The 17,342-nt window shown below is 54.3% G+C and carries 13 protein-coding genes and 1 other annotated feature; of the genes, 10 read left to right on the plus strand and 3 right to left on the minus strand.

Annotation, left to right across the window (positions count from 1 at the left end; genetic code table 11):
- Positions 1–54: 54 nt before the first annotated feature.
- The 8 genes from secDF (at position 55) to dtd (ending at position 10,833) form a co-directional block, all read left to right on the plus strand.
- On the plus strand, positions 55–2,331 hold the full coding sequence (secDF, locus tag ACTL32_RS07605; RefSeq protein WP_441340891.1) for a protein translocase subunit SecDF: 2,277 nt from the start codon (positions 55–57) through the stop codon (positions 2,329–2,331).
- Positions 2,332–2,413: 82 nt separating this feature from the next.
- Positions 2,414–2,770, plus strand: coding sequence for a LapA family protein (locus ACTL32_RS07610; protein ID WP_441340892.1), 357 nt, complete (start codon positions 2,414–2,416; stop codon positions 2,768–2,770).
- A 110-nt stretch (positions 2,771–2,880) separates the two neighbouring features.
- A complete protein-coding gene (gene recJ / locus ACTL32_RS07615) occupies positions 2,881–5,223 on the plus strand; it encodes a single-stranded-DNA-specific exonuclease RecJ (RefSeq protein WP_441340893.1) in 2,343 nt (780 codons plus the stop codon).
- Positions 5,214–5,726 (plus strand): adenine phosphoribosyltransferase, encoded by a 513-nt coding sequence (locus ACTL32_RS07620; RefSeq protein ID WP_204890385.1) that lies wholly within the window; start codon positions 5,214–5,216, stop codon positions 5,724–5,726. The genes recJ and ACTL32_RS07620 overlap by 10 nt, the downstream gene beginning before the upstream one ends.
- Positions 5,727–6,004: 278 nt before the next feature.
- Positions 6,005–7,540 carry a glycosyl hydrolase family 28-related protein gene (locus tag ACTL32_RS07625; RefSeq protein ID WP_441340894.1) on the plus strand — a complete coding sequence of 512 codons (1,536 nt, stop codon included), beginning with the start codon at positions 6,005–6,007 and terminating at the stop codon, positions 7,538–7,540.
- A gap of 45 nt (positions 7,541–7,585) precedes the next feature.
- Complete coding sequence (locus ACTL32_RS07630; protein WP_441340895.1) at positions 7,586–8,110, plus strand: type 1 glutamine amidotransferase domain-containing protein; 525 nt, start codon at positions 7,586–7,588, stop codon at positions 8,108–8,110.
- 80 nt (positions 8,111–8,190) lie between these two features.
- Entirely contained in the window at positions 8,191–10,383 is a 2,193-nt protein-coding gene (locus ACTL32_RS07635; RefSeq protein WP_441340896.1) for a RelA/SpoT family protein, read from the plus strand.
- Positions 10,384–10,392: 9 nt separating this feature from the next.
- Positions 10,393–10,833 (plus strand): D-aminoacyl-tRNA deacylase, encoded by a 441-nt coding sequence (dtd, locus tag ACTL32_RS07640; protein ID WP_441340897.1) that lies wholly within the window; start codon positions 10,393–10,395, stop codon positions 10,831–10,833.
- A 351-nt stretch (positions 10,834–11,184) separates the two neighbouring features.
- On the opposite strand, the gene ACTL32_RS07645 is transcribed toward dtd, so the two are convergent.
- The 3 genes from ACTL32_RS07645 to ACTL32_RS07655 are packed head-to-tail and all read right to left on the minus strand — an operon-like array spanning position 11,185 to position 13,821.
- Positions 11,185–12,045 (minus strand): alpha/beta fold hydrolase, encoded by an 861-nt coding sequence (locus tag ACTL32_RS07645; RefSeq protein ID WP_441340898.1) that lies wholly within the window; start codon positions 12,043–12,045, stop codon positions 11,185–11,187.
- Entirely contained in the window at positions 12,011–12,274 is a 264-nt protein-coding gene (locus ACTL32_RS07650; protein ID WP_441340899.1) for a hypothetical protein, read from the minus strand. Before ACTL32_RS07650 ends, ACTL32_RS07645 begins: the two co-directional genes overlap by 35 nt.
- A gap of 2 nt (positions 12,275–12,276) precedes the next feature.
- Positions 12,277–13,821 (minus strand): SH3 domain-containing protein, encoded by a 1,545-nt coding sequence (locus tag ACTL32_RS07655; RefSeq protein WP_441340900.1) that lies wholly within the window; start codon positions 13,819–13,821, stop codon positions 12,277–12,279.
- Positions 13,822–13,935: 114 nt separating this feature from the next.
- Positions 13,936–14,184: a binding site (T-box leader), on the plus strand.
- A 53-nt stretch (positions 14,185–14,237) separates the two neighbouring features.
- On the opposite strand from ACTL32_RS07655, the gene hisS reads away from it, so the two are divergent.
- Entirely contained in the window at positions 14,238–15,524 is a 1,287-nt protein-coding gene (gene hisS / locus ACTL32_RS07660; RefSeq protein ID WP_441340901.1) for a histidine--tRNA ligase, read from the plus strand.
- A 2-nt stretch (positions 15,525–15,526) separates the two neighbouring features.
- Positions 15,527–17,311: an aspartate--tRNA ligase gene (gene aspS / locus ACTL32_RS07665; RefSeq protein ID WP_441340902.1), complete on the plus strand. Its 1,785-nt coding sequence runs from the start codon at positions 15,527–15,529 to the stop codon at positions 17,309–17,311.
- Positions 17,312–17,342: the final 31 nt, after the last annotated feature.

The raw sequence follows: 17,342 nt of genomic DNA on the forward strand, positions 1-17,342 counted from the left end.
CCTGTTTCATAATGAAAGTGCTGTGTGTTTCACATCGAGGAGGAATAGTTACATATGAAAGCAAGAGGTCGCATCATAGCCTTTTTCTTACTGGTCATCGTACTGGCAGGATTGATTGGCACCACGAGTTTACCCATCGCTAAAGACATTAAATTAGGGCTCGACCTGCAGGGCGGATTTGAAGTCCTGTATGAAGTACAGCCGCTTGAAGAAGGCCAGGAGATCACACAGGATGTCCTGGCCGATACGACTGACGCATTGATGAGCCGGATCAACGTGCTCGGCGTCAGTGAACCGGTCATCACGATCGAAGGGGACGACCGCATCCGCGTGCAGCTGGCTGGCGTGGAAGACCAGGCGCAAGCCCGGGAACTCCTTTCGACTGAAGCCAATTTGACATTCCGCAACTTCGAAGACGAAGTCATGCTGGATGGAAGCGACTTGAAGCAAGGCGGCGCTACGGCGACATTCGGACAGGATGGCCAGCCGATCGTTACGCTTGAATTGAACGACCCGGGCAAATTCGCTGAAATCACCGGCGAAATTGCTCAATTGCCGCCGCCAAGCAACGTTTTGGTGATTTGGCTTGATTTCGAGGAAGGCGTTGATTCGTACGCAGCTGAACTCGGGAAACCGGATCCGAAATTCGTTTCCGACCCGAACGTTCGCCAGCGCATCAACTCACCGTCTGTTGAAATCTCCGGCGCGTTCACTGTAGAAGAGACCCAGAACCTTGCGGGCATCCTGAACGCCGGTGCATTGCCGGTGGCGCTTGAAGAAATCTATTCGACATCCGTCGGTGCACAGTTCGGTGCACAGGCACTTGACCAGACCGTATTCGCTGCGGCGATCGGTATTGCTCTTGTATTGCTGTTCATGGTGATTTTCTACCGTATACCTGGACTGATCGCAGTCGTGACGCTTTCCGTCTATGTCTACCTGATCCTTCTGGTATTCGAGTTGATCGGCGGCGTTCTGACGCTGCCGGGTATCGCGGCGATCGTGCTCGGCGTCGGGATGGCAGTCGATGCCAACATCATCACGTACGAACGGATCCGCGAGGAACTCCGCGTCGGCCGTTCGGTGCGGGAATCGTTCAAGGCGGGGGCATCTTCCTCGTTCTCGGCGATCCTGGATGCCAACGTGACGACAATGATCGCAGCCGGCGTCTTGTTCTGGTTCGGAACAAGTTCCGTTAAAGGATTCGCGACGCTGTTGATCATCTCGATCCTTGTCAGCTTCCTGACTGCTGTCTGGGGCTCGCGCCTATTGCTCGGCCTTCTGGTCGGCAGCGGCATAATGGACGGCAAACCTGGATTGTTCGGACTGCGGAAATCGCAGATCCACGACAAGAGCGAGAACTTGGAAATCCTCGACTTGTCGACGCGTTTCGACCGTTTCGACTTTGCCGGCAACCGCAATAAATTCTTTGCGATCTCGCTTGTATTGATTCTTGCAGGCATGGTCGTGCTCGGCATTTTCCGCCTGAACCTCGGCATTGATTTCACCGAAGGAACACGCGTGGAAATTGCGGCGGATTCAGCGCTTACAAAAGATCAGGTGGAAGACTTCCTTGAAGAAGCCGGATTCCCATCGGATGATATCGTCATCTCCGGCGATGATTCGAACCTTGGCGTAACCCGCTACACTGAAGAATTCAGCCAGGGAGAGATCGAAGAGCTGAAAAATGCAGCCGTTGAAGAGTTTGGCATCGAGCCGAACGTTTCGACCGTATCGCCGACCGTCGGACAGGAACTGGCAAAAAATGCGCTTTACGCACTTGCCATTGCTGCAATCGGCATCATTATCTACGCGACCTTGCGCTTTGAATGGCGCATGGCTCTTGCTTCTATTGTCGCGTTGATCCATGATACGTTCTTCATCATTGCGGTATTCAGCCTCTTGCGGCTAGAAGTGGATGTGACGTTCATTGCAGCCGTGCTGACAATCGTCGGTTATTCAATCAACGATACGATTGTCACGTTTGACCGGATCCGTGAAAATATGCGCCACATCAAGAAGATCGATTCCGAGGAGCAGCTCGAGATCATCGTCAACAAATCGCTTCGCCAGACGCTTGGCCGTTCGGTGAACACCGTATTGACCGTGGTGCTGGTGGTTGTTGCCTTATTGATCTTCGGTGCACCGTCCATTACGAACTTCTCGATTGCATTATTGATCGGATTGGTCGCTGGAACGTATTCTTCGATTTTCATCGCTGCCCAATTGTGGCTCGTCTTGAAAAAGCGCGAGTTCCGCAAAAACGGCCCGATCGATATCGAGAAATTGGAAGAGAAAAACAAATGGGGTTCTGACGAGCCTGTCGTATAAGTTTATAAATGAAAAGGAACAGGGTATGGATTCATAACACCCTGTTCTTTTTTTTATTCTTATATGGAAGGAGTTGTACAATATGAAATTTCAATGGCTTATTTTGCTCGGATTGGTGTTCGCCGTCATCATCGCGATTTTCGCCGTGGTCAATGTCGACGACGTGCCGGTGAATTATGTCTTCGGCGAAGCGCAGTGGCCGCTTATTCTTGTCATCCTTATATCAGCACTACTTGGCGTTCTGTTGAGCGCAACGGTCTCCATCATCCGTACCTACGCCTTAAAACGGAAAGTCAAAGCGCTGCAAAAAGAGATGGCCGTCAAGGAATCGCTGATTGCGACGCAGCAGAACGAGATTGCCGAATACCAGAAAGCCGGCATTACGCCGGAAGCAATGGTTGTCACAAGTGAAGAAAGACCGGCGGCAGACCGGGAATAGGATGCAGTGCTGCATCGCCATTCTCCGCTGGAAGCTATAAAGGGATTGCCCAAAGTACTTTTGGGCAATCCCTTTTTGCGGTATAATGTACCGGTGAGGAAGTGAAGAGCATGATTGAATCCAAAAAAAGATGGCGCTTGACCACTCCCGATGCGGAAATGGTGCAGGCAATCCAGCAGGAATTATCGATTTCATCCGTTTTGGCGAAAATATTAGTGACGCGGGGCATCACCACTGCCGAGGAAGCACGCGCATTCATGGATATGGGAATAGAAGGCATACATAATCCGTACTTGATGAAGGACATGGACGTTGCAGTCCAGCGGATTCAGCGCGCGATTGAACAACAAGAAAAAATCGTCGTCTATGGAGATTACGACGCGGACGGTGTGACGAGCACATCGGTCATGATGACCGTGCTCGAAGACCTCGGAGCGGACGTCTCCTTTAAAATACCGAACCGCTTCAAGCACGGCTACGGCCCAAATAAAGAATTGTTCCAGCAGGCATTTGATGAAGGCGCGAAGCTGATCGTCACCGTCGATAACGGAATCTCCGGCATCGACGAAGTCGAGTTTGCGAACAGCCTCGGCCTCGACGTCATCATCAGTGACCATCACGACATCGGGGAGACGATGCCGAACGCGTTGGCGATCGTCCACCCGCGGCATCCGGAAGGCAAGTACCCATTCGGCGAACTCGCCGGCGTAGGCGTCGCATTCAAGATGGCGCAGGCGCTGTACGAAGAAGTGCCGGACCATCTGTTTGAACTGGTCGCCATCGGCACAATCGCCGATTTGGTGCCGCTTCACGACGAGAACCGCATCATGGTCAAGGTGGGGCTTGAGGCGCTCCGCAATACGCCGCGCCCGGCAATCGAAGCACTGTCGGAAGTGTCCGGTGTCAAGCAGCGGGAAATCACCGAGGAGACGATCGGCTTTATGTTCGGGCCGCGCGTCAACGCCATCGGCCGGCTGCAGGATGCGGACCCGGCCGTCCGGCTGTTCATGACGGACGACCCGTCGGAAGCCCGGAGCCTTGCCGGCGGCCTAGATGTTTTGAATAAAGAACGCCAGGCGATCGTAAAACAGATCGCTGACGAAGCAACGGCGCAGGTCGAAGCACGCTACCCTGAAGGCGCACCGCACGTTATCGTGGTCGCGCAGGAAGGGTGGAATCCCGGCGTCGTCGGGATCGTTGCGTCAAAACTGGTGGAGAAATACTACCGCCCGACGATCGTCCTTTCGCTAAACCCGGAGACGGGCAAAGCGAAAGGGTCGGCCCGCAGCATCGAAGGGTTCCATTTGTATAACGAACTGGCAAAAAACCGCGACATCCTTCCGCATTTCGGCGGACATCCGATGGCTGCCGGCATGACGCTCGAGATGGAACATGTCGACGAACTCCGCGACCGCTTGAACGATCAGGCGGCCGTCTCGTTGACCGAAGAGGACCTGGTGCCGGTCGTAGAAATCGACATCCCGGTCCGGCTCGATGAAATCGATATCAAGACAATCGAATCAATGCGCTTTTTGGCGCCGTTCGGTATGGGCTTTGCCAAGCCGAAATTTTTCCTGGACGACGTGACGGTCGCCTCGATCCGCAAAATCGGCGCAGCGCAGAACCACTTGAAAATGGAACTTGCGCAAAACGATGCGAAGATCGATGCAGTAGGCTTCGGCATCGGCTCCGTCGGCGATGAGCTGACGCCGGACGTCAAGATCGACGTCATCGGCGACTTGCAGATCAATGAATGGAACGGCAGCAAAAAGCCGCAATTGATGATCGAGGATGTCCGGACCGACCAGTGGCAATTGTTCGATATCCGCGGCATCCGCCAAGTAGCCCGCTGGTCGAAGCTGATCCCCGACAAAGGGCAAGTGTTCGTCGCATTTCATCCGGAAACGGTCGCCGTCTTCCAGACGCTCATCGGGCAGCCGATATTCACGCCTGAGACGCTGTCGGAATGCGAAACGCCGAAGCAGCATCTTGTCCTGCTCGATCTGCCGGATTCGGAAGAGCAGCTTGCGGAACTTCTGGCTTCGACCCAACCGCAGCGCATCTATGCCCATTTCTATGCGAAAGAATCGCAGTACTTCGAACAGATCCCGACGCGCGAACAATTCGCGTGGCTGTTTTCATTCATCAAAAAACGCGGTTCGTTCGACTTCAAGAAGCATTGCGACGAGCTGGCGAAACATAAAGGCTGGACGCGTGAGACATTATTTTTCATGCTGCAGGTGTTTTTTGAACTTGAGTTTGTTACACTTAACAATGGACTTACAGAGATTGCTAAAGCTCCGAGCAAACGGGATTTGACTGAAGCGCCGATCTACAAGAAGCGGCAGCAGCAGATTGCGTTGGAACAGAAGCTGCTGTACGCATCTTATAAAGACTTAAAACAGTGGTTTGACGCGAAGGTGTCTGCCAAGGAGGAAGAAATATGGATTTAAAGCAGTACGTAACAATTGTTGAAGATTGGCCGCAGCCCGGCATCCGTTTCAAAGACATCACAACGATCATGGATAACGGCCCTGCCTATAAATACGCAACAGACCAGATGGTGGAATACGCCAAGACGGTCGGTGCGGAAGTCATTGTCGGCCCGGAAGCCCGCGGATTCATCATCGGATGCCCGGTCGCTTATGCGCTTGAAATCGGTTTTGCCCCTGTCCGCAAAGAAGGCAAATTGCCGCGCGAAGTGATTCGCGCCGAATACGGCCTGGAATACGGCAAAGACGTCTTGACGATGCACAAAGATGCCATCAAACCCGGACAGAAAGTATTGATCACGGACGACTTGCTTGCAACTGGCGGCACGATCGAAGCTTCGATCAACCTAGTTGAACAGCTTGGCGGCGTTGTAGTCGGCTGTGCATTCCTGATTGAACTGACATACTTGGACGGCCGCGATAAATTAGAAGGCTACGAAGTCATGACGTTGATCCAATATTAATTATGAGGAATCTCTCCGCATTTGGCGGAGGGATTTTTTTTATTGGCGTGGGAAATATGGTGAACGCTCATAACTGCTGGCTGAACGCTCATAACTGCTGGCTGAACGCTCATAACGAAGCTTCGAACGCTCATACCGCAGCCCCGAACGCTCATAACCCCAAAAAACGCCGCATCCCCCTGATATCCATCCTGAAAAGGACGCGGTATCATGAAAGAAAACCCGAAACCCTACATAGTCATTCCGAAAAGGGGTATGGAACATTGAGGTGATGATTGATGCATTTAAGTGAATACCACGATCCAAGGAAAAACCGCGAATTGCTCAAAGCAATTCTAAAGGACGATATCCCAATCGCTGACATTACAGAAGAAACCCGCAGCCTGTTCGATGAAATCCGGGCCGAAGAGCCGGAATTGCCGGTGCGGCGGAAGCATTCCTGGGATGAACGGATCTGGGCGCCGCTCGCCACCCGGAACGACCTGTATGACCCGGACGGCTATACGGAACGGATCGAAGGGGAGGACGTCGTTCCGGAATGGAAGCCGCATTTTGACGCTGAATATGAAAAATTAGAGGAGGGCATGACGCGCTGCGTGAACGTAGAGGATTACGGTGCGGTCGGCGACGGCGTGACGGATTGCACGGATGCGTTCCGGCGTGCCATCGGCAAGGGGCGGGTGGATGTTTTTGTGCCGAAGGGCATTTTTGTTGTCCGCCATATCAAACTGCCTTCTTTGACTCGGCTGCGCGGATTGGGCAAAGGCGCAACGATTTTAAGGCTCCACGATGCTGCGCCGAAGCGCCAGCGGTTGGTGATGAACGCCAATCCGTTCCGCGGCAACCACCATGTCGCTGTCGAGAATATCGGCCTTGATTGGAATGTGGAGCGGCTCGGGAACGTGAGGAATACAAGCGCGGGCAATAATTTCTCCAGCTGCCTGACATTCGCGAAACTTACATACGGCTGGGCGAAGGACGTCGCCGCAAAAAATCCCGGCCTCCATTGTTTCGATGTCTCCTCGACGCTTTACAATTACGGCGGCGACGGACGGCGTGCACGGGGCGGCAGCCGCTTTGTGTGGATCGACGGCTGCAGCGGCCACGGCTTCGGCGACGACGGCGTGACGACGCACCACAGCGATTATATTTTCATCTCCAATTCGCATTTCAGCGACCCTTCCGGCCGTTCGCATAAAAAAGGCTTCTCCAACTCGAACGGCATTGAAATCGACGACGGCTCGCGCTTTGTCTGGCTGCTCAACAACTCGACGACCCGCTGCTTCGGCGGTGTCGAAATCAAAGCGCATGCGACAAGTTCAGCCGCAACCGGCGTCTTCATCTCGGGGCACCTGTCGGTCAACGACAACCGGTCGTTCAACTTCCGGCACATCGGCCACCATAGCGCGGACGACCCGGATTCGGTGACGGCGTTCAACATCCTTGCCCAGCGGCTCGTATCGGTCGCGCCGGTCCGCACGGACATGTATGCGGGGTCCGCTCCGCGCTCGCTCGTCGTTTCCGGCTACCGCAACATCGCCGTCAACCGCTTCCTGTTCATCGGGGACCCGGAGACGGACTACGCCGGCAATAAGGCAGTGGCGATCCAGTACAAGTCGGGCCATGCGGCGCTTGCGAACGGCCGGATCCTCGGCTTCAAGAACGCCAAGTCGGCGGTCTACGTCGCAGGCGGAAGACAGCCCGCCACCGACATCACGCTGCGCAATCTCCATTGCAATGCGGCCGGGGTCAAAGCGGTCGCGGTCGGTAAAGGCAATAAAACCGTCGTCCAGGAAGAAATCCATTTCGGCTAAGGCGGACAGATGGAATCAAGGAATTTATTTCAAGGAGGAATTCATATGCGTTTGAAAGATAAGAAAATACTCAGTTTTGTCCACCATGAATTTGAGGACCTGGAATTATGGTACCCGATCCTGCGGCTCCGGGAAGAAGGGGCGGAAGTCCACCTCGCCGGGGAGGAAGCAGGCAAGGAGTACATCGGCAAGTACGGCGTGCCGGCGGAATCCGATTTTGCCTATGGCGACATCACGCCGAGCGATTACGATGCAATCCTCGTTCCGGGCGGCTGGGCGCCGGATAAGATCCGCCGGTTCCCGGAAGTGCTCAATATTGTCCAATATATGGACAAGAACGAAAAGCCGATCGGCCAGATCTGCCATGCCGGCTGGGTGCTCATATCGGCGGACGTTTTGAGGGGGCGCAAAGTGACCAGCACGCCCGGCATCAAGGACGATATGGTGAACGCCGGCGCCGAATGGTTCGACGAAGCGGTGGTGGTCGACGGCCATCTTGTATCGAGCCGCCGTCCGCCGGATCTGCCGGATTATCTCCGGGAATTTATTAAAGTCATCGAGCAGCAGTGACAAAGCTTTACTTTTAGCCCATTTGTTTTTTATAATAGTAAGATATACTTTTGGAAAAATTAAAAGCAAGGTGGGCAATTATGGCGAAGGATCAAGTTAGGACACCAGAAGACGTTTTCGAAATGGTAGCGTCTTATATGAATGCCGATCATGTGGAAAAAATCAAGAAAGCCTACGAAGTAGCGCTGCATGCCCACGAGGGACAATTCCGGAAATCCGGGGAGCCTTATATTGTCCATCCGGTGCAGGTCGCCGGCATCCTCGCTGAGCTCCAGATGGACCCGGCAACGGTCGCTGCTGGGTTTCTTCACGATGTCGTCGAAGACACCGAAGTAACGCGTGAAGACATCGTACGGGACTTTGACGAAGAAGTCGCGATGCTCGTAGATGGCGTGACCAAACTCAGCAAGATCAAATACATGTCGAAAGAGGAACAGCAGGCGGAGAACCACCGCAAGATGTTTGTCGCGATGGCGCAGGATATCCGTGTCATCCTGATCAAGCTTGCGGACCGGCTGCATAACCTCCGGACGCTGAAATACCAATCGGTCGAAAAGCAGCGTATGAAAGCGAACGAGACGCTCGAGATTTTCGCGCCGATTGCACACCGGCTCGGGATCAATACGATCAAATGGGAACTGGAAGACACCGCCCTCCGTTATTTGAACCCGCAGCAATACTACCGCATCGTCAATCTCATGAAAAAGAAGCGCACCGAGCGGGAAGAGTACTTGAATAATGTCATGAATGAAATTCGCACTCAGCTCGACGAAGTCGACATCAAGGCGGATCTTTTTGGCCGTCCAAAACATATTTACAGCATCTACCGCAAGATGGCGCTGCAGAACAAGCAGTTCAATGAAATCTACGATCTGCTCGCCGTGCGCATCACGGTTGAAAGCATCAAGGACTGCTACGCGGTGCTCGGCATCATCCATTCCACCTGGAAGCCGATGCCCGGCCGCTTCAAGGATTACATCGCGATGCCGAAACAAAACCTGTACCAGTCGCTCCATACGACCGTCATCGGCCCGCAAGGCGATCCGCTGGAAGTGCAGATCCGCACCGAGGAGATGCACCGCATCGCCGAATACGGGGTGGCGGCGCATTGGGCTTATAAAGAAGGCCGGAAAGTCGACATGCCGAAAAACACCGTCGATTCCCGCCTGACGTGGTTCCGGGAAATCCTGGATTTCCAGAACGAATCGGACAACGCCGAGGAATTCATGGAATCGCTGAAATACGATCTGTTCTCGGACATGGTTTATGTGTTCTCGCCAAAAGGCGATGTCATCGAGATGCCGGCCGGGTCCGTGCCGATCGATTTCGCTTACCGTGTCCACTCGGAGATCGGCAACAAGACCATCGGCGCCAAAGTGAACGGCAAGATGGTGCCGCTTGATACTGAGCTGAAGACCGGCGACATTGTTGAGATCCTGACGTCGAAGCAGTCGTTCGGCCCGAGCCGCGACTGGCTGAAAATCGCCAAGTCCACGCAGACGAAAAACAAGATCAAGCAATTCTTCAAAAAGCAATTGCGCGCGGACAATGTCCTTAAAGGCAAGGAATTGATCGAGAAGGAAATCCGTGCCCAGGAATTCCCGGTCAAGGAAGTCCTGACAAACGAAAACATCAAACGCGTCTGTGATAAATTCAATTTCGCCGGCGAAGACGATATGTACGCAGCTGTCGGATTCCAGGGCATCACCGCCCAGCAAGTGGTGAACCGCCTGGCGGAAAAACAGCGCAAAAAGCGCGAACAGGAAGAAGCCATCGAAAAAATTACGGTGGAAATGAAATCGAACACACCGCGCAAACAGACCGAATCGGGCGTTATCGTCCGGGGCATCGACAATATGATGATCCGGCTGTCGCGATGCTGCAACCCGGTTCCGGGCGACAGCATCATCGGGTTTATTACCAAAGGCCGCGGCGTTTCCGTGCACCGCGCCGATTGCCCGAACGTCCAGGCGGACGAAACCGACCGGCTCATCCCGGTCGAGTGGGAGAACGCCGGCTCGCCGGACAAAAAAGACTACCAGATCGATATCGAAGTGCAGGCCTATGACCGCACCGGTTTGATCAACGAAGTCATGCACATGGTCAGCGAAGCGAAGACGACCATCACGGCGGTCAGCGGCAAAGCCGATTCCAATAAAATTGCGACGATCAATATGACCATCATGATTCCGCATATCTCGCAATTGAACCGCGTCGTGGAAAAGATCAAGCAGATCCCGGATGTCTATTCGGTCGTGCGCGTGACAAATTAAGGAGGCATTATGCGGGTCATTTTACAGCGTTCCAAAAGAGCGTCGGTGACGGTAGCGGGGGAAGTGGCCGGAGCGATCGATTCCGGCTACGTCCTGCTTGTCGGCATCACGCATGAAGATACAGTCGAAGATGCAAAATACGTCGCAAAGAAAATCGCCGAAATGCGGCTTTTCGAAGACGATGAAGGCAAGATGAACCGCTCGATCTTTGAAGCGGGCGGCGACATCCTGTCAATCTCGCAGTTCACGCTTTACGGCGACGTCAAAAAAGGGCGCCGCCCAAGCTTTATCGCAGCGGCGCGCCCGGAAACCGCTGAGCCGCTCTGGCAGGCGTTCAACGACGCGCTCCGCGGCTACGGGCTGAAAGTCGAGACCGGCGTGTTCGGCGCCATGATGGACGTCGAACTCATCAACGACGGCCCGGTGACGATGATCGTCGAATCGAAATAAACGAAGAAAGAGCTGGAGATTGTTCTCCGGCTCTTTTTTTCTTATCAAGCAACCTTCTAATATTAAGTTAATTAATAAAATAATTTTTTTACATCGCTTCGGCGGCTTTGGGGAGAGCAAAGACGATTGCTCCTGCGCAAGCTCGTCGCAAAGGCGCTGCCGAAAGTGCCCGGCACCACCTTGGCTCCCGCCATGAGCCGGGAAGAACACCCGTCTCCTGGCTTCGCCTAGCCCTTGGACGCGCCGGCGCTGGATAGGTTTTCTATAAGGGAAATTTTAATTAATTCTTTCTTTTAAAATCGGAACAAGCTGAAGATTTTTCTTCAGCTTGTTTTTATTTATATTCTGGCCTTACTTCTTCAAAAACCCGTGCAGCGCTTCGTACGTTTCGTCCGGCGCTTCTTCCGGCAGGTAATGTCCGCAGTCGATGCCGTGGCCTTCCACGTCGTCAGCCCAGTCCCGCCAAACGGACAGTACGTCGTACCATTCGGGGAGGAAGTTCTTCATGCCCCAGAGGGCGAGCATCGGGCAGCCGATTTTCTTCTTGCCCCGGTCCGCTTCGTCCAGTTCGAAATCGATCGTTGCGCCGGCCCGGTAGTCCTCGCACATGGCGTGGACAGTGCCCGGCTGGCGGATGCAGCGCAGATAATCGGCCAGCGCTTCCGGATGGAACAGGTCCAGATTGCCGCGGAAATAATAATTGTCAGGGTTCTCCCCGATCATTTTCTCCGGCAGGTCAAACGGCTGGGCCAGGAAAAACCAGTGCCAGTAGCCGAGGCCGAATGCCCGGTCAGCCCGCCGGAACGTTTCGCCGGTCGGGATGATGTCGAGCACGGCCAGTCGGGTGACGGCTTCCGGGAAATCGAGCGCGAGGCGGTAAGCGACCCGGCCGCCGCGGTCATGGCCGACGACCGAGAACTTGTCGAACCCGAATTCTTTCATCAAGGCGATCTGGTCGCCTGCCATCGCCCGCTTGGAATAAGGGAAATGGTCATTCGTTGTCGGCGGCTTCGAACTGTCGCCGTACCCCCGGAGGTCCGGCATGATGACGGTGAAATCTTTTGCCAGAAGCGGCGCGATGCGGTGCCACATCATGTGCGTCTGCGGATGCCCGTGGAGGAGCAGCAGCGGGGGCCCGTTGCCGCCGTGGCGCAGGCGGATTTTTATATCCCCAAGGTCAATCGTCTTCAAATGGAATTCTTCCATGATCATCAACAATTCCTCCTTTATCAGCGGCCTTTATTTTAAAAACTACCCTTAACCAATTTTTTCTAATCGTAGATTCGCTTCTTGTGAAGAGAAGGTGCAGCATTCCATTTTCAATTTTGAACTGGGTGAGGAGATCCGTATAAACCAATTTTTGAACCAAATCGGCAAAACACGCTAAAACTCCGGCAATAAAAAAGCAGCGCAGGAAAATTTCCTGTACTGCTTTCAACATGATCAATCTAATTTTGCATCGAAGTAATTTACGATTCCGTTATACAGGCCAAGTGCAGCCTGTTCCTGGAACTGACCGGAAGTGACAATCCGTTCGTCGTTGAAATTGCTCAGGTAGCCAAGTTCCACAAGGATGGCCGCTTGCCGGTTTTCGCGCAGCACCAGATAGTTCCCGGCACGCACGCCGCGGTTGCGGAGGTCGATTTTGCGCCCGAGCGCTTCGTTAACCGATTCAGCGAGCGCCTGCTGATAATCGAGCTGGTAATACGTTGTGAAGCCGGAGACGCTGCTGTTTTCCGCCGCATCGTAATGGAGGCTGATGAACGCGTCAGCCGCAACTTGATGGCCGGCGGAAACCCGTTTCCGGAGATCGACGTACGTATCGGACTGGCGCGTCAGGATGACTTCAGCGCCGGCTGAACGCAGATGGTGCGACAGCGTTTCGGCGGTTTCGAGCGTCAGGTCTTTTTCCTTCGTGTCGCGCGCGCCGACTGTGCCGCCGTCATTGCCGCCGTGGCCCGGGTCGAGCACGATCGTCAATCCGTTCAGCGTTCCTTCTTTGCGGACTTCTTTTTTCTCTGTGCTTTTTGAAGCCGTTTTTGTTTCATCGCTGGTCACGACCCATTCGGCGATGAACGCCTGCTGTCCATCCGGAAGGGCAACTTGGTACCAGTCGCCGCTTTTGCTGACGACTCCAAGCTGGTCGCCTGCATTTGCACGGGCAACCACGCCAGATGAAGTGGAGGCGTCAGCCCGGAGGTTCGTGCCGTCGGTCAATACGGTAACCGTATCTTCTTTCGGGCTCGCCGCCTTTTTCACAGACTCATTCGACAGGTGGCCATGGAAGGCATAGACCCAGCCCGTTGCTCCTTCGGAAAGCCGGATCTCCACCCAATTGCCTTCCATCGACTCGACTGGAAACACTTCGCCGTTTTTCACGGTCGTTTCAATGGACGAGCTGAGGTCGGGCTTGCTGCGGACATTCAGGGCGTCGACTGCAATCTGGAATGAAGAGACATCGCCTTTTGCAGGGGCAGGTTCCGCTTTTGTCGGTTCGGATGTGCTTATGTATTGTTTGGACACAAACCCTCGCGTATTCCGGAATTCCACTTCGAGCCAGCCGTTCGATTCCCCGATGACTTTGGCCCCGTCGCCGGCGTTCATCTGTGCCAGCACCGATGCGGACAGGTCCGGTTCGCTGCGGACGTTCAACCGGTCGACGGTGGAGACGGCGTTTTTGCCGCTGGCGCTTTTTTGCTCGCCGCCGGAAGCCTTCGCGGTTAGCCAGGAAGCGATCCAGCCCGTGCCGCCGCCTGATTCGATTTCGAACCACTCGCCGCTTTGGGAAACGATCGTGACTTTATCCCCTTTTTTCAGCGCATCTTGCACGCTGTAGGAGAGGCCGGGCCCGGAGCGGACGTTGACTGTCGAACCGGTGACGACGACGTCGCCAGCCCTTGCCAGTGTTGGCTCCGCTTCAAGGAGCGGGACATTGCCGGCAATCAATAAAATAAATAAAATAAGACCAATAGACCACTTGCGGAACATTTAGCACCTCCTATAGATTCCATCTACTTGTATTATGAAAAAAAAACGGCCGTTTGTCAAAAAAGGTTGACAACGAATAGGGGAGTCCTTAAGATTAAATTTATTATCCTTATATATTTGCTGTTGACGAAGAAAGTAATTGCAAGATTGGCTGACAAGAGAGGGGAAGTCCTGGGCTGAAAACTTCCTTACAGGGATCTGCGACGAAAAACACTTACGAGGCTCCTTTCTGAAAGGCGGCATGTCTGCTTATTAGGAGGGGACGGAACCGGCCGTTACCCGGAATGAGAGGATGCCGGCAATGTTTTTTGGCATCAACTAGGGTGGAACCGCGGAAGCTGATACAGAGCTCTCGTCCCTTGCGCAAGCAAGGGGCGGGGGCTTTTTTGTATGGAAAAATGAAGGAGTGAAGAAAAATGGGCAATAATATTCAAGCGCCGCGCGGCACATACGACGTGCTGCCGGACCAGTCCGCCAAATGGCAGGAAATCGAAGCAAAGATCATTGAGCTGTGCCGCCTTTACCAATACAAGGAAATCCGCACGCCGATCTTCGAGCACACGGAATTGTTCCAGCGCGGCGTCGGCGATACGACCGACATCGTGACAAAAGAGATGTACACATTCAAGGACCGCGGGGACCGCAGCCTGACGCTGCGCCCGGAAGGAACGGCTTCGGTCGTCCGGTCGTTTGTGGAAAATAAATTGTTCGGCCTTCCGGACCAACCGGTGAAATTGTTCTACACGGGTCCGATGTTCCGCTATGAGCGCCCGCAGGCCGGCCGCATGCGCCAGTTTGTGCAGTTCGGCGTCGAAGCAATCGGCTCGAAGGATCCGGCAATCGATGCGGAAGTCATTTCACTCGCGATGGAATTGTACGCATCACTCGGACTGAAGCGCCTGCGCCTGGTCATCAATTCGCTCGGCGACACGGAAAGCCGCATCGCGCACAAAGAAGCGCTCGTGGCACACTTCGCACCGCGCATCGACGAGTTCTGCAACGACTGCCAGACGCGCCTTGAGAAAAATCCTTTGCGCATACTCGATTGCAAGGTCGACCGCGACCACCCGTTGATGGCGACTGCGCCGTCGCTAGCGGATTACCTGAACGAAGAATCGCAAGCCTACTTCACTGAAGTGAAAGGCTACCTCGAAGAGCTCGGCATCGACTATGTTGTCGACCCGAACCTCGTGCGGGGATTGGATTACTATAACCACACCGCTTTTGAAATCATGAGCGACGCGGAAGGCTTCGGCGCCATCACGACGCTGTGCGGCGGCGGACGCTATAACGGGCTTGTCGAGGATCTCGGCGGACCGGAAGCGCCGGGCATCGGGTTCGCGATGAGCATCGAGCGCTTGCTGCTCGCCTTGCAGATGGAAGAAGTCGAGATCGGCAGTTCGGATGCCCTCGGTGTCTACGTCATCGCAATGGACGAGTCGGCGAAAAAACAGGCTTTCCGCATCGTCAAGGACCTCCGTGCCAACGGAATCTCCGCGGACATGGATTATACCGGACGCAAGCTGAAAGCGCAGATGAAATCGGCCGACCGAAAAGGCGCCGAATACGTCATCGTCATCGGCGAGACGGAGCTCGCGAACGGCAAAGCAGCATTGAAAGAAATGGCAACCGGCGGACAGCAAGAGGTTTTATTCGCTGATATCGCAGCTGAGATCAAGAATAAGAAATCATTGGAGGAATAAATATGTCGAGAACGCATTATTGTGGGGAAGTCAGTGAAGCAGCCATCGGGCAGCGCGTGTCATTAAAAGGGTGGGTGCAGAAGCGCCGCGACCTGGGCGGGTTGATCTTTGTCGATGTCCGCGACCGCAGCGGCATCGTCCAAGTCGTCTTCAATCCGGAAATTTCGGAGCCGGCGGCCCAGATCGGCGAGAAATTGCGCAACGAGTTTGTCGTGCACATTGACGGGCTTGTCGTTGCACGTGCGGACGGGCAGGTCAATGCCGCGATGAAGACCGGGAAAATCGAAGTGCAGGTCGACCATGCGTCGATCATCAACGCGGCGAAAAACCCGCCGTTTGCCATCGAGGACAATACCGATGTCAATGAAGACCTCCGCTTGAAATACCGCTACTTGGATCTCCGCCGCCCGGCGATGTATGAGACATTCAAGATGCGTTCGGACGTGACGAAATCGATCCGCCGTTTCCTGGACGAAGAAGGCTTCCTTGAAGTGGAAACGCCAATTTTGACCAAGTCAACTCCGGAAGGCGCGCGCGATTATCTCGTGCCAAGCCGCGTGCACGACGGCGAATTCTATGCGCTTCCGCAGTCGCCGCAATTGTTCAAGCAGATGCTGATGGTATCCGGATTCGATAAATACTACCAGATCGCCCGCTGTTTCCGCGATGAGGATCTGCGTGCAGACCGCCAGCCGGAATTCACGCAAGTCGATATGGAAATGAGCTTCAAGACAATGGAAGAAATCATCGAGATGAACGAGCGCTTGATGGTGCAGATGATGAAAGACGTCAAGGGCGTCGACATCGAGGCGAAATTCCAGCGCATGAAATACACGGAAGCGATGGACCGTTTCGGTTCGGACAAGCCGGATGTGCGCTTCGGGCTTGAGCTTGTGAACGTCTCCGATTTGGTGAAGGACAGTTCCTTTAAAGTCTTCTCCGGCGCTGTCGCAAACGGCGGCCAGGTTAAACTGATCAATGTCAAAGGCGTAGCAGCCAGTTATTCACGCAAAGACATCGACGCGCTCGGCGAGTTTGCAGCGGTGTACGGCGCGAAAGGGCTGGCTTGGCTGAAAGTGGAAGCGGATGGCGTCAAAGGCCCAATCGCGAAATTCTTCGAAGGCGAAGCGGCAGCAGCTCTCACAGAGCGCGCTGAAGCCGAAGCGGGGGACCTTCTTTTATTCGTAGCGGATTCCGCTTCGGTAGTTGCAGATGCACTCGGTGCCTTGCGCCTGAAATTCGGAAAGGAGCTCGGCTTGATCGACAACTCGGTCTACAAATTCCTGTGGATCACGGACTGGCCGCTGTTTGAATACGATGAGAAGGACGGCCGCTACTATGCCGCCCACCATCCGTTCACGATGCCGTTCGAAGAAGACATCGAGAAATTGGACTCGGAGCCGCAGAACGTGCGCGCCCAGGCTTATGACTTGGTATTGAACGGCTATGAGCTCGGGGGGGGATCGCTCCGCATCTACCGCCGCGACATCCAGGAAAAAATGTTCAAGACGCTCGGCTTCTCGGACGAAGAAGCGCGCGCACAGTTCGGCTTTTTGATGGACGCGTTCGAATACGGCACGCCTCCGCACGGCGGAATCGCTTTCGGCTTGGATCGCCTGGTGATGCTGCTTGCAGGGCGCACGAACCTACGCGACACCATCGCTTTCCCGAAAACGGCGAGCGCCAGCGATTTGCTGATGGACGCGCCAAGTCCAGTTTCAGGTGCACAGCTTGAAGAATTAAGCCTATCTCTGAATGTTCAGAATACTGAGAAAGAACCAGAGTAAAAGAGTTGTCACAGCAAAAAAGGTGTGCTAA

This window comes from Planococcus sp. FY231025 (assembly GCF_052078085.1).
In the GTDB taxonomy this organism is placed as follows: domain Bacteria; phylum Bacillota; class Bacilli; order Bacillales_A; family Planococcaceae; genus Planococcus.

What these genes read in the sequence shown, in the direction of transcription:
- secDF (WP_441340891.1), top strand. Translation starts at nt 55, where the DNA reads ATGAAAGCAAGAGGTCGCATCATAGCCTTTTTCTTACTGGTCATCGTA.
- ACTL32_RS07610 (WP_441340892.1), top strand. Translation starts at nt 2,414, where the DNA reads ATGAAATTTCAATGGCTTATTTTGCTCGGATTGGTGTTCGCCGTCATC.
- recJ (WP_441340893.1), top strand. Translation starts at nt 2,881, where the DNA reads ATGATTGAATCCAAAAAAAGATGGCGCTTGACCACTCCCGATGCGGAA.
- ACTL32_RS07620 (WP_204890385.1), top strand. Translation starts at nt 5,214, where the DNA reads ATGGATTTAAAGCAGTACGTAACAATTGTTGAAGATTGGCCGCAGCCC.
- ACTL32_RS07625 (WP_441340894.1), top strand. Translation starts at nt 6,005, where the DNA reads ATGCATTTAAGTGAATACCACGATCCAAGGAAAAACCGCGAATTGCTC.
- ACTL32_RS07630 (WP_441340895.1), top strand. Translation starts at nt 7,586, where the DNA reads ATGCGTTTGAAAGATAAGAAAATACTCAGTTTTGTCCACCATGAATTT.
- ACTL32_RS07635 (WP_441340896.1), top strand. Translation starts at nt 8,191, where the DNA reads ATGGCGAAGGATCAAGTTAGGACACCAGAAGACGTTTTCGAAATGGTA.
- dtd (WP_441340897.1), top strand. Translation starts at nt 10,393, where the DNA reads ATGCGGGTCATTTTACAGCGTTCCAAAAGAGCGTCGGTGACGGTAGCG.
- ACTL32_RS07645 (WP_441340898.1), bottom strand. Translation starts at nt 12,045, where the DNA reads ATGATCATGGAAGAATTCCATTTGAAGACGATTGACCTTGGGGATATA.
- ACTL32_RS07650 (WP_441340899.1), bottom strand. Translation starts at nt 12,274, where the DNA reads ATGTTGAAAGCAGTACAGGAAATTTTCCTGCGCTGCTTTTTTATTGCC.
- ACTL32_RS07655 (WP_441340900.1), bottom strand. Translation starts at nt 13,821, where the DNA reads ATGTTCCGCAAGTGGTCTATTGGTCTTATTTTATTTATTTTATTGATT.
- hisS (WP_441340901.1), top strand. Translation starts at nt 14,238, where the DNA reads ATGGGCAATAATATTCAAGCGCCGCGCGGCACATACGACGTGCTGCCG.
- aspS (WP_441340902.1), top strand. Translation starts at nt 15,527, where the DNA reads ATGTCGAGAACGCATTATTGTGGGGAAGTCAGTGAAGCAGCCATCGGG.